This window comes from Candidatus Edwardsbacteria bacterium (assembly GCA_018821925.1).
In the GTDB taxonomy this organism is placed as follows: Bacteria; Edwardsbacteria; AC1; order AC1; family EtOH8; genus UBA2226.
This window is the reverse complement of record JAHJLF010000089.1, coordinates 1-13,048: the sequence shown is the minus strand read 5'-3', so window position 1 is coordinate 13,048 and position 13,048 is coordinate 1. Positions and strand designations below refer to the sequence as shown.

The following is a 13,048-nucleotide window of genomic DNA, read 5'->3' as shown; positions in this document are numbered from 1 at the left end:
ATTATTCCAATAAATAATATTCTTAATACTGTACGCATTTTGCTCATTTGTTTTATAATTCTATTGAAATAATATCCAAACTTACCAAGGAAAGGCAGAAGGTTTAAAACCCGCCCCTACGCAATAGACAAAACCCTGGACAACAAACCATTGTCTATTATTTCGTTCGATACGAAATAATAGATCGGGTATGGGGGCGGTTGGCGGCATTGGGCAATGAAAATAATATAAAAAATCGGTCGGGCTTAAAACCTGTTAACGTTCTACCATTAATAACCGTTAGCTCAATCGCCCCCAGGACTTCTCTTTGTTACTTTCTCTTGGTCACAAGAGAAAGTAACGACACGCGAAGCAAGGCACGCCAAGACACCCCTCCAAACCTCCCCTTATTAGGGGAGACAAGAACCCATCATTAACTGTATAAGAATATTACAAAATAACAACCGCCGTCAAGCTTTTTTATAAGCAAAATAGCAGAGAGCCGGAGTCTTAAGACTCCGGCTCTCTGCTATTAACTGATAACTATCAACTAATAACCAAAGCTACATTCCAGCCACCCGGTAATCCCTGATCTTGGCGCTTTCCTGCAGGCTCTGGTACCAGTTTTGAATGGCCTCGTTCTGTTTTCTCTGCATCAGCTCCTGCTCCAGCTTTCCGGCCTCCTGGCTGAACAGCTCCTGGTTGATGGGATTGTGGCTGTCCACCCGGATGATGTAGACCGCCTGGTCGGTGGCCACCGGACCCGACACCGTCCCCGGGGCCATGCCGAATGCGGCGGCGAAGAACTCGTTCTGGTTCCCCACGTTGGGCACGAAGTCAGCCCGGCTGAATTCGCCGGTGGTCTCCAGCTTGGCATTGGCGGCCTTGGCCGCCTTCTCCAAGTCGCCGGGTTTTGCGATCTGGGAACGCAGGCTCTGGGCCATGGCCTTGGCTTCGGCTTTGGCCATCTCCATCAATATCTTGGACTTTATCAACTGCTCCACCTCGGCCAGCGGCTTGATGCCCTTCTTCTGGCGGTCCAGTATCCTGGCCACCACATAGCTCTGGCCATTGTCCAGCACCGGGCTGACGCTGCCCTTGCCCTCGTCGAAGGCAAAATTAACCAGTTCCGGCATGGAGCCCAGCCGGGGCACATAAAAACCCCTGCCGAAAAAGCCGGTCTTTACGATCTCCAATCCCTGCTCGGCGGCCGCCTTTTCAAATCCCATCTCCTTGATGGCATCGTTGAAGATATCGGATTTGATCCGCAAATCGGCCAAGGTCTCCTCGCTGGCCTTGATACGAAGCAGGATGTGCCGGGCCCGGACCATGGGCTGGCCCTGCTCGGTCTTCTTCTCTTCCACCTTGACTATATGCCACCCGAACTGGGTCTGGAAGGGCTGGGATATCTTCCCCGGCGCCATTTCAAAAGCCAGCTTCTCGAATTCGGGGATCATCTGTCCCTTGCCGAAGAAACCCAGATCCCCGCCCTTCTCGGTCGATCCCGGATCTTCGGAGTAGGTCATGGCCAGTTCGGCGAAATCGGCCCCCGGGGTCCTGGCCTCCTGATATATCTCCTCTATCCGGTCCTTGACGGCCTGGAGGTCCTTTTCGGTGGGGCTCTGGGCAAAGGCCACGAACTCCAGGTTGGCCCTCTCCGGAGCATCATATTCTGACCGGTGCTCCTGGTAATATCCGGCGATCCGGTCCTGGGATATCTCCTGATTGGGATTATAAAAAGCCCCCAACGGGATGGCTATATAGCTGGCCCTGACCCGGTCGAATTTGTCAATGAAGGCTTCCTTGAGCTCCTGGTCGGTGACCCTGATGCCGGCCACCAGCTGCAGCCTTAGTTTTTGCAGGGGCAGCTGCTTTTTGATCTGGCTCTCGTAATCCAGCAGCCAGGGCATGCTCTGGGGCTGGCTGATAAAGGCGTGGTATTTCTGGATGTCGAAAACCCCGTTGGTCATCAGGTTCTCGTTGGTCCTAAGCTCCTGGGGCGGGCTGTTCCTGATGATGCTGACCACTTCTTCGTCAAAGGTTTTTATCCCCAGCTTGCGGTAGGCCTGCTGCAACAGCATCTCCTCCACCATGGACTGCCAGGTCTGGTTCTCTATCTGCTTGGCGGTGGCCTCATCCGGCTCGCCGTCCGACTGCTGGCGGTAGTTCTGCAGGTTCTGCCGGTATATCTCCTGATATTGACGCAGGCTGATGGACTGTCCGTCAACCTCGCCCACGACGCCCTGGGCCAGCTTGCTCTGGCTCTTGCCCAGGTTCCCTCCGGTTCCGGTAATGATGAACCCGAAGCCCACCACCATGGCCACGGCCACGATCCACATAATTACCTTCATCTGGCTGCGCATAGCCTTCAGTATCATATCTGCTAATCTCCCTGTTTTATTCCTGATTGTTTAAATTAACTTATCGCTTGTTTGATAGTTTGGCTATCGCCGATCCTCATCCCGCCTGGTAAAATGCCAGGTAGCCCTGATAGCTGACATAGATGTCGGCCACCGAGACCACCTCGAAAGGCGAATGCAGGGACATCACCGCCGGGCCGCAGTCCAGCACCTCCATCCCCAGCTTGGCCAGGAATTTGGCCACCGTGCCGCCGCCGCCCTCGTCCACCTTGCCCATGGCCCCGCACTGCCAGGGAATGTTGTTATCGTTGAATATCTTCCTGACCCAGCCTACGAACTCGGCGTTGGCGTCGCTGGCCCCGTTCTTTCCGCCGTGACCGGTGTATTTGACCATCATCAGGCCGTAGCCCGCCCGCCCGGCGTTGGACATCTCGTGCACCCCCTTGAAGTTGGGCTCCACCGCGGCATTGGTGTCGGCCGAGAGCACCCTGGTGTTGGACAGGCATCTCCTAAGGGCCGCCTCGGAATAATCCGGTTTGCTCAGGGCCATCAGGTCGCCCAAAAAATTCCACAGGAACATAGCCTGCATCCCCGTGTTTCCCTCGGAGCCGATCTCCTCCTTGTCCACGCAGGCCGCCACCACAGTCTTCTTGGGATCCTTGACGTCGAAGATGGCCCGGGCCGAGGTATAACTGCAGATTCGGTCATCATGGCCGTAGCCCCCCAGGAAACTCCTGTCGAAGCCAATGAAGCGGGATTTGATCAGCGGCACCACCTCGATCTCGGAGCTGATCAGGTCCTCCTCGTCCATCCCGTATTTTTTATTCAGGTGCTCCAGCACCGCCAGCTTGACCCGGCTCTTGGCCTCAGCGTCATCCACCGGTATCCCGCCGCACAGCACCACCAGCTCCTCGCCCTTGATGGTCTCCCCGGACTTGCGGTCGGCCTGATCTTTTTTATTGAGATGGGGCAGGATGTCGGTGATCACGAAACAGGGGTCGTCATCATCGTGGCCGATGGCCAGGTCCACCTCCCGGCCGTCCCGCAGTATCACCTTGCCGTACAGCCCCAGCGGTATGTTCACCCACTGGTATTTCTTGACCCCGCCGTAATATTGGGTGCGCAGCAGGGCCTGCCCCAGTTCGTCATCCTGATACAGCGGCTTCTGCTTAAGGTCCAGCCGGGGCACGTCCAGATGGGAGGCCACCAGATTGGCGCCGTTCTCCAGCGGATCCTGTCCCAGCACCGCCAGGAAAATATTCTTATGGCGGTTGATGGCATAAACCTTCTGCCCGGCCTTCCAGGATTTGACCTTTTCCACCGGCAGGAAACCCTGCTGCTCGGCCAGCTCCTTCAGGCGGTCCACCGCCAGCCTTTCGGTGCGGCCGGCATCCAGGAACCCGGCGTAGTCCTTGGCAAAACCGAAATACCTCTCCCGCAATTTGGCATCGGCCCGCTCCCAGACGCTTTTATTCTCCAGCATCAGTTTGCTGCTATCGTTGGACATTACTCGGCCCCCATTTATATTGAGTTATTGATTATTTCTTGTCTGCGACCTTCTCCAGTTTGACCTCCGCCCACTGGGCCAGCATCTGTCCGGCCTTGTTGGCTGCCAAGCGATCCTTGAGGTCGTCCATCCTCTCCGGATTTTTCTGCAATACCTTTCTGATCTCGGCCGGATCGGTGCGGTTATGCCGGGCCCAGTCCTCTATGGCCTCTTCAATCTCGTTAGGCTCGGCCTGTATGTTCTCGGCCTTGACCACCTGGGACAGAAACAGATCCTCTTTTATCTTCCATTCGGCGGCCGGCTTATACTGGGCCAGCATCTTCTCCTGGTCCCAGCCGCATTCCGGACAGTCCTTTTTATCGGGATGGTTGTGCTGGCGCAGGTGCCTTTCCTTGGCCTCGGCCACCATGTTTTCGGTCTGCTCCTTTACCAGCGATTCCGGAAGCTCCACCGGATTCTCGTCTATCAGGGCGTTGACCGCCTGGATCCGCACCCCCTCCATGGCCTCGGATTCGGCCCGGGCAATCATACCTGATTTGATCTTCTCCCGGAGTTCCCCTATGGTCTGGTACTCGCTGACCTTCTTGGCGAAATCGTCGTTCAGCTCCGGCTGTTTCTTCTCCTTGACCTCCTTGACCGTCACCTGGAAGACCACCGTCTTGCCGGCCAGCTCCTGGGCCTGGTAGTCATCCTTGTACTGGACCGAGATCTCCTTGACATCGCCGGCCTTGACCCCTGTCAGGTTGTCGTTGAACTCCGGCAGCACCTGGGCCGCCCCCAGGTCGATGGTATAATTCTCACCCTTGGATTTCTCTGGGTCCTCCACCCCCGAGATGGGCTTGAAATCGATGATCACCCGGTCGCCCTTGGCCGAAGCCCTGTCCACGGTGTTGTATTCGGCGTAGATGTTCTGCAGAAATTCGATCTCCCGGGCCACGTCTTCATCGGTGACTTCGCGTAAACGCTTGGCCGCCGAAAGGCCTTTATATTTTTTGAGGGTTACGGTCGGCAGGACCTCAAAGGTGGCTTTGAATTTCAGTACTTTGTCTCCGGTGATGTCCATGTCCGAGATCACCGCCCGGTTGACCGGCACCAGCTTGTTCTCCAACAGCGCCTTTTCGTATGACTCCGGCACCAAGCGCTCGATGGCCTCGGCCTCGATGCCCTTGCCGAACCTGGCCTCCAGCACCGTCCGGGGCACCTTGCCGGGACGGAAGCCCGGTATCTTGGCTTTCCTGCCGTATTCCTGATACAGTTCCTCGATGGCCTCATTCAACTGCTGGCTGGGCACTTCTATCTCGAATATCCTCTGCCAGGATTTGGGTTCTTTGATCTCGACTTTCAAAACAGCTCCTTAGATTTGTATATTGAATTTATTAAGTTTTTTTATTCACAATGTGAAAGAATATAAAATACGTTAAACCTCTTAAATAATTTTAACATTTATACCAATAGCCATAGGCCTCTGCTCTTTAGTTGGTGCGAAGGGGGGGATTTGAACCCCCACGCCTTGCGGCACCAGATCCTAAGTCTGGCGCGTCTGCCAGTTCCGCCACCCTCGCTGGATATTATTGATATAAAAGATGATTATAACAGATAAAAATTATACCGTCAAGATAAACGGCTGGCGGTCAAGGGGCTATAAAATTCTTGCCAGTATTTATAATATTCCCTAATATCCCGAACTGCCGGATCTGGGTATGTGGATCTTCAGATCCGGAAGGGCCTTCAGGTTTATCCGGAATTCGTATGACCAATAGACCCCGCTGCGGGTGCTGCTGAACCTGGCCTCCCAGCAGTGCAGGTCACGATAGACGGAGTAGCTCTCGGACACCATCTCCCCGGCCTTAATACTGTAATACTTGCCGTAGCTGACCTTCCAGTTCTTGGTAATGTCAAAGTTCAATGTCCCCTGCAGATTGGCGTTGTCGTAATAGCGGCTCCAGTTCTGGTCGTAGCCCAGATTGAACGACCAGGGAAGTCCGTTCTTGACCTTGGGCGGCGCTTCCCTAATGGTCAGACTGTCGGCTTTAAGTGAATCTGCTGTCAGGGTATCAATGAAGGCCTCATCCTGGGATAAAACAATCGAGGTATCCCGCCCGACGGAATCGGGCAGAATCTCTTTTTTGCCCAGCCAGGTCCCGGAGAACCTCAGACCCATATACAGGCTGGTGTTATCGGACCGCCGCAGGTAGGGGTCGTAATAGGAACTCAGGCGGCAGTCGAAATATCGGTTGCCGGGAAGCAGGCTGCTGTTGAAGCTGATGTTGGACCATTTTTTATCGGCATTCAGATAGTTGTAGCTGGCCCCCAGCGAGGCCGAAGCCAGGTCCAACTTGGCCATCTCCTTGCCCTTGGGGTATCTGGTCTGGAAAGTATTGTTCAGCGACAGGCTCATTGAGCTCTGACGGGACATCCCTCCGATGGAGCCGAAGGTCTGGAACCGGGACTGGTTGATCTCCGGGGCGTAGGAATAGGACAGGCTGGGCTGGAGCACGTGCCGGAAGCCCTGCAAAGGGCCGATCTTCAGGGGCAGGATGCCATACATGGTGGTGGCGGCCGAAATGCCGCCGGAATAAAGCCAGCGCCAGGCATTGCGTTCTCCGTAGATATCCCGGTCGAACCAGGTGCCCCTCAGGGTCACCCGCGGGTTCAGGCTGATCCACCGGAGAAGCTTGATATTGGAGCCCAGCTCGGCCCGGTTATCCCAGCCCTCCCGCCGGCTGACGCTCAGGGAATCGCTGTTCCTCTGCACCAGGGCCAGGCTGTTGCCGGATATGTTGAGCGCTCCCGGTATCAGTTCCTTCTGGTACAGGCTGAAGGAAACCTCCGGTAGCCGGCTAGAGGTGGTCTGGAGATCCAGATTGTCGTAATGGTCCAGGGCCGCCCGCATTGATGCCCGGCTCCAGGAATGATTGAAAGAAAAATAGGAATGAAGGTTCCGATCCAGCCTTTCCTCCAGGGATTCGGAGAAATCCCGGCTATAGGATTTGTCGCTGACGAAATTACCGTTGCCGGAGATAGAGGTCCTTCTTCCCAGGCTTTGCTGATAGAGACCGTTCAGGGTCCACCTTTTGCGGAGCGGGGCCTTGTCCTCCAGGTAGGAAAAATTAAGGTTGGAGGAAATTTTTCCCGGCCGGATGTAGCGGGCCTCGAAATTGCCCCGCCAGCCCACCTTCTCCAGCATGTCCACCGCCACCATGGCGTCGGCCTGGTCGCTGATCACCTGATAATAGGCGATGTTCTTGGCGAAAACCCCTTCGTAAGCGCTGGACCCGAAACGCGGCATCATGAAGCCGGAGTGCCGGTCCCTTCTTAAAGGAAAGAACCAAAAGGGTATGGCCAGCACCGGAACATCGCTGAAGCACAGCACCACCGGCTGGGTTATTATCTTGTCGTCCAGGTAGATCTTCATCCGTCGGGACCAGAAATAATAATGAGGGGTATCGGCGTCGCAGGTGGTGTATTTTCCGTAATCAACATTCAGGGTGCGCTCCTCCACCTGGCGGATCTTCCTCCCCCAGTAGCGACCCCGGTCGAACTTGGTCCGGCCGTTGTATATCCAGCCCCTCCGGGCCTTGAAATCGTACACCATCCGGTCGCCGTAGATGGAATCGCTGCGGTCGTAAAGCACCGGGTCCTTCCGCACCGTCAGGGTCTGCCGCTTGGTGTCGAACTCGATGGTATCGCCCACCACCTTGATGTCCTTATAGCGCACCTGGGCATCGCCCGACAGCTGGATCAGGCTGTTCTTTACATCATATTCTATGCTGTTGGCCTGGTATCTGATGGCCGTCCGGCTGCTGTCATCGCCGGGCAGATCCCAAAGGTCATCGGTTGCTGTCCGGACGCTGTCGCCCTGGGTTTCAAAAGGGGCAGGCGCAGCGGTGGAGTTTTCGCTCTGAAGCAATTCGTCGGAAAGCATCTCCGGCTCCTGGGCATGGCCGGATGTCGGGAGATACAGGATCAAGCACCCGATAAAAAACAACAGCGGCCAGCTTTTTGAAGGCTGCCGCCAGCATATATGTGAAAAACGGTTCATTATCCGCAATACGTTGGGTGTTACAATGATGAATGGGGTTTACAAAAGACGTTCAACCATAGCTATGAATCATTATCACAGGATGCCTTCATTCGGGCGTGGCCTGTGATTCCTCTTTGAGGGTGATCATAAGCAGTATTGTTACGCCTATCAGCACCGCGCTGTCGGCGATATTGAAAGTATACCAGCGATCCAAGTAATAGCCGCCGAACTTTATAAAGCCCCATTTGAACGGGGCCAGGCTGATGTTGGGAAATTCGCAGTCGATGAAATCCACCACCGCCCCCTGGCGGAAGCGGTCCAGCAGGTTGCCGGCCGCCCCGGCCAGTATCATCCCCAGGGACACCGCCGCCAGGACGTTTCTTCCCTGCCAGCGATAGTAGAAATATATTATGGCCGCCAGGGCCACCAGGGAAAGCGGCAGCAACAGATACCGGGTCCAGGGCCCGAAGGAAAGGCCCATCAATCCGTTGGGATTGAGGATGTAGCTGAAGCGCAGCAGATCGCCCAGCACCTGTCGGCTCTCGCCCAGCGCCATGGAACCCTGCACCAGCATCTTGCTGGCCTGATCCAGAAAGAAGACCACAATGGCCACCGCCATCAGGATCACCCGGTTGTTGAGGCTGTTGTTAGCCACTACCGGCCTAACGGGACTGGTTGTTCTTGTTCTTGGTCTCGTTCTCCTCGGCGATCCGGCATTTTATGCACAGTTTGGCGTAGGGCACCGCATCCAGCCGGTCTTTCTCGATCTCCTTGCCGCAGGTTTCGCAGGGTCCGAACTTGCCGTCCTTTAGCCGGTACAGGGCCTGGTCGATCTCGTAGAGATCCTTCCCCTTGGAGGAAACCAGGAAAACGCTCTTCTCTTTCTCCATGGTATCGGAGCCCTGATCAGCCATGTGAAAGGAGTACGAGGACAGATCACCGGAGGCTTCCTTCTGGTTCACCATCAGTTCGCCGTTCTCGATGCTGCTCAGCTCCGACAGGCAAAGTTTTCTTTCCGCGATCAGTTTCTGCTCGTAATGCTGCAGGTCTTTTTTGTTCATACCGATTTTTCCCCTTTAGGTTTGTGCTTGGTTGATTGCTATTGTTATCTCTTTACCGTTGATCTCAATTTTTTGCCCTGCCACAACGCAGTCCTTCTGCAGAGTCACCGCCAACGTCTCCGCTTTGATATAACGGTCATGTATTTTCATGGCCGCCTCCAGTTCCCCGTCGCCCGAGTAGGTTATCCCGATCCGGTCGGCCACCTCCAGGCCGGAATCCTTCCGCAGGTTCTGGATCTTGTGCACCAGCTCCCGGGCCAGGCCTTCGCCGATCAGTGTGGCGGTTAATCGAATATCCAGGGCCACATAATCGTCTCCCTCTTGTTTGACCGCCATCCCGCCTTTGGAGATGTTGCTGATCTCCACGTCCGCTATCACGATCTCCACCGGGCCGTCGGGCAGGGGGAGACTCAAACGTCCGGCGGCTTTCAGGATCTTGACATTTTCACTGTCCAACTGAGATATCTTCTCCGCCACCGCCTTGGCTTTCGGCCCGAACTTCGGTCCCAGTTTTGAAACCAGTCCCTTGGCTTGATATTCGATCAGGCTTTCTATATCGCCGATCGGCTCCAGGTTTTTTATGTTCACCTCTTCCAGGATCATATCCTTGTACTTATTAAGCGAGCCCCATGAGTTGGCATCCTTTCCTTTATATCCTATGCCGGCCAGTGGTTGTCTTACCTTCATCTTGGAATCCTTGCGCGCGGAATGTCCCATGGACACTACTTTGCGCACCAGGGCCATCTCCTCGGACAGTTTCTGGTCTATCAGTTTTTCATCAACCGAGGGGTACTGGGTCAGATGCACGCTCTCCGGGGCTTGGGGATCGGCCGACCGCACCAGGTTCTGGTAGATCTCCTCGGTCCAGAACGGCATCATCGGGGCCATCAGGCGGATAAGGGTCTCCAAACATTGGTAGAGGGTCAGATAGGCCAGCTCCTTGTCGGAATCGCTCTCCGATTTCCAGAAGCGCCGCCTGGACCTCCGCACATACCAGGTGGAAAGATCCTCCACGAATGATTCAATCCTCCGGGCCAGGGTCATGGCCTCGTAATTGTCCAGGCTCTCACGAGCGGTCTGTATAAGCAGGTTCAGTTCGGATAGTATCCACCGGTCAAGCAGGGAAAGTTTTTTCATGTCCAGCTTTTTCCCGGACGGGTTGAAATTATCCAGCTTGGCATAGGTGATGTAGAACGAATAGACATTGTGCAGGGTCAGCAGCTTGCGCTTGAACTCCGCCGCCGTGTGATAGCCGAAATGCAGGTTCTGGGTGGCATTCTGACAGCAGAAGATCCAGCGCATCAGGTCGGCCCCGATCTTGTCGGCTGCCTCGTCAAAGGGGATGGAGTTGCCCCTGGACTTGTGCATCTCGTCGCCCTTCTCGTCCTTGACCAGGGCGTGTCCCAGCAGAGTCTGGAATGGAGCCTTATTTTCCAGGACGGTGCTCATGGTCAGTATGGCATAGAACCAGTTGCGGAACTGGCCCGGGAAGCACTCGGTTATGAACTCGGCCGGGAACCACTGCTTCCAGTAGTCTTTATTTGCCGGATATCCCCGATCGGGATCGAACTTATATCGGCCGGATTTTTCCTTGTCCGGGGTATAACATTCATCGGGCGGGACTATGGTGGCGTAGGGCACGATCCCGGCGTCTAACCAGGGATTGCCCACATCGGGGATGCGGGAGGTTTCCCGTCCGCACTTGGCGCATTTTATATTAACCTCATCCACCCAGGGCCGGTGCGGGGAATGCCCTTGGAATTTTTCCCAGCCGGCCACGGCCCGCTGCTGCAGTTCCCGGTGCCCGCCGATCACCTCAAAATGTCCGCATTGGCATTCAAAGATCGGCAGGGCCAGCCCCCAATAGCGTTTTTTGGAGATGCACCAGTCGCTCATGTTCTTCAGCCAGTCCATCTCCCGGCCCGCGCCGAACTCAGGGATCCAGCGGGCGGTCTTGACCGAGTCCATGATCCGGTAGCGCAGACTGTTCTTTTTCTCCTCTTCGGTGACCTGGTCATAAGGCTTGTCGTATACCGGCCCCATGCTGATGAACCACTCGTTTACCAGCCGGAACACCAGCTCCGAATGGCAGCGCCAGCACACCGGATAGCGATGGGTGAATTTGTGGGCATGATACAGAAGATCCCTCTTTTTAAGATCGGCGATGATGTCGTCGGCCGCTTGGTGAACGTTCTTTCCGGTCAGCCAATCGAAGCCCTCGATGTAATACCCGGCCTCGTCCAGCGGGGCCACCACCGGCAGTTTCTCCAGCTTGCTCAGGGCGAAATCCTCCTTGCCGCAGCCCGGCGCAATGTGTACCATTCCGGTGCCGTCCTCCTCGGTGACATCCTTCCAGGCCACGGTGCGGTGTTCGACCGCCTTCTGGGCCGGCAGGTAGTTGAATGGCCCCTGATACTTGAGTCCTACCAATGACTGTCCTGGCAGTTCTTCCAGGATCTGATATTCGCCTTTTAAAATCTCCTTGCGACCCTTGGCCAAATAGAAGATATCCTCGCCCTGTTTGACCTTGAGATAGGTGAAATCGGGATGCACCGCCACCGCCACGTTGGAGGTTAGGGTCCAGGGGGTGGTGGTCCACACCAAAAGAAATTCCTTTGCCCGGCCGGCGATGGGCAGTTTGATGTAAACGCTCTTGTGGGTCTTCTCCTCGTAGCCCTCGGTGGCGATCTCCATATCGGACAGGGCGATGCCGCAGCGGGAACACCAGGGCATTACGTCGTTGCCCTTGTATATCCAGCCGTTCTGGTAGCATTTATTCAGAAAATGCCAGATGGCATAGTTGTTCTCCGGGGCCATGGTGAAGTAGGAGTTGTCCCAGTCCATCCAGAAGCCTAAACGTTTCGACTGGGCGGTCTGTACCTTGGAATACTTGTCCACCCGCTCCTTGCACTTGTTGACGAAGTTGTCTATGCCGTAAGATTCAATATCCTTTTTGGATTTGAAGCCCAGCTCCTTCTCCACCTCCACCTCTACCCACAGTCCCTGGCAGTCGAAGCCGTTCTGATAGCGGGCTTCATAGCCCTGCATGGCCTTGTATCGCTGGTAGAGGTCCTTGTAGGTGCGGCCCCAGGCATGATGCACCCCCATGGGATTGTTGGCGGTGATCGGCCCGTCCAGGAAACGGAAACGATTGGCCGAGCCTCGGTTCCTGGCCGCCAGCTTTTCGAAGGTCTTATTGTCTTCCCAGAATTTCTGTATTCGTTTTTCCAGTTCGGGAAAGTCCAGATTTTGGGGAACGCTTTGGTACATTATTTGTTTTCCGTATTTATTTTGTATGCTTTGTCACCAACAATAATATCATTTTTTAATTTTATAATTGAGCATTCTGTAATATTTTCTTTAACAATAATTGCTCTAATAGTAGCTATTTCATTATTTATATTTTCTTTTTCCAGTACTTCTTTGGTGATAGGGTCTTTTGTTAATATTTTTTTAGCTGTTCGAATTATTTTAAATTTGTCGCCTTTTTTTACACTATGCAAAAAACCTTTATCAATTATAATTCTATCTTTCCCCTTTTTTCTCAACCATTCATATCGGTCACTTTTGCTACCAATAGTTTTTAATAGTTCATCATCATCGATTTTAATAATTTTAACAACCTTAGCAATAGTAGTATCTAAATCATCTTTATTTTGCTCAATTAATTGTTGTGTTTTATTCTGTTTATTCATAAAACCAATTTGTGCTAGAGCGTTTGCAACATTTGCCATGCCATCGGTTAAAAGATAATCCATTTTCTCGCTAAAATCTTTAGTGGCTGTTTTTTCAACTTTAGCAGTTTTCAAATCTATCAATTTTATCTGAACTGAATACGTGTCACCAAATTTACCAACGCTACCGCCAATCATTTTTTGCACCGGCAACAGTCTTCCGACTTCAACCAAACAAGAGGCTTGGTCGCATGCCCCGGTTTGTTGGAAGCCCTGCTCTTTAAGTATTTCTGCCATTTTGTCACGTTCCAGCACATCAAATACATCGGTGCGCTGGAGTTCTATCATTAACCTTTCGGTTAAAAATTTGGCGTCCATCTCTGAAATTCCTGAGCCACGCAAATCCATTACGGCAACGGCCGTTTTTCTTTCGGACTGTGCAT

8 protein-coding genes and 1 tRNA gene are annotated in these 13,048 nt (G+C 54.0%); all 9 read right to left on the bottom strand.

The features are described from left to right. Positions 1-542 precede the first annotated feature (542 nt). Positions 543-2,357, bottom strand: coding sequence for a peptidylprolyl isomerase (locus KJ869_10980; GenBank protein MBU1577710.1), 1,815 nt, complete (start codon positions 2,355-2,357; stop codon positions 543-545). 79 nt (positions 2,358-2,436) lie between these two features. Continuing rightward, positions 2,437-3,822: an aminopeptidase gene (locus KJ869_10975; GenBank protein ID MBU1577709.1), complete on the bottom strand. Its 1,386-nt coding sequence runs from the start codon at positions 3,820-3,822 to the stop codon at positions 2,437-2,439. Between the two features lie 55 nt (positions 3,823-3,877). Then, a complete protein-coding gene (tig, locus tag KJ869_10970; protein MBU1577708.1) occupies positions 3,878-5,191 on the bottom strand; it encodes a trigger factor in 1,314 nt (437 codons plus the stop codon). A 132-nt stretch (positions 5,192-5,323) separates the two neighbouring features. Then, positions 5,324-5,408: transfer RNA gene (locus KJ869_10965), tRNA-Leu, on the bottom strand. Between the two features lie 110 nt (positions 5,409-5,518). Then, positions 5,519-7,816, bottom strand: a complete 2,298-nt coding sequence (lptD, locus tag KJ869_10960) for an LPS assembly protein LptD (protein MBU1577707.1) — start codon at positions 7,814-7,816, stop codon at positions 5,519-5,521. A 160-nt stretch (positions 7,817-7,976) separates the two neighbouring features. Then, positions 7,977-8,525: a signal peptidase II gene (lspA, locus tag KJ869_10955; GenBank protein ID MBU1577706.1), complete on the bottom strand. Its 549-nt coding sequence runs from the start codon at positions 8,523-8,525 to the stop codon at positions 7,977-7,979. Between the two features lie 7 nt (positions 8,526-8,532). Further along, positions 8,533-8,931, bottom strand: a complete 399-nt coding sequence (locus KJ869_10950) for a TraR/DksA family transcriptional regulator (protein ID MBU1577705.1) — start codon at positions 8,929-8,931, stop codon at positions 8,533-8,535. Positions 8,932-8,946: 15 nt separating this feature from the next. After that, complete coding sequence (gene ileS / locus KJ869_10945) at positions 8,947-12,201, bottom strand: isoleucine--tRNA ligase (GenBank protein ID MBU1577704.1); 3,255 nt, start codon at positions 12,199-12,201, stop codon at positions 8,947-8,949. Then, a partial coding sequence (locus KJ869_10940) for a hypothetical protein (GenBank protein MBU1577703.1) occupies positions 12,201-13,048 on the bottom strand: 848 nt, incomplete at its 5' end. The genes ileS and KJ869_10940, both read right to left, overlap by 1 nt.

What these genes read in the sequence shown, in the direction of transcription:
- KJ869_10980 (MBU1577710.1), bottom strand. Translation starts at nt 2,357, where the DNA reads ATGATACTGAAGGCTATGCGCAGCCAGATGAAGGTAATTATGTGGATC.
- KJ869_10975 (MBU1577709.1), bottom strand. Translation starts at nt 3,822, where the DNA reads ATGCTGGAGAATAAAAGCGTCTGGGAGCGGGCCGATGCCAAATTGCGG.
- KJ869_10950 (MBU1577705.1), bottom strand. Translation starts at nt 8,931, where the DNA reads ATGAACAAAAAAGACCTGCAGCATTACGAGCAGAAACTGATCGCGGAA.
- ileS (MBU1577704.1), bottom strand. Translation starts at nt 12,201, where the DNA reads ATGTACCAAAGCGTTCCCCAAAATCTGGACTTTCCCGAACTGGAAAAA.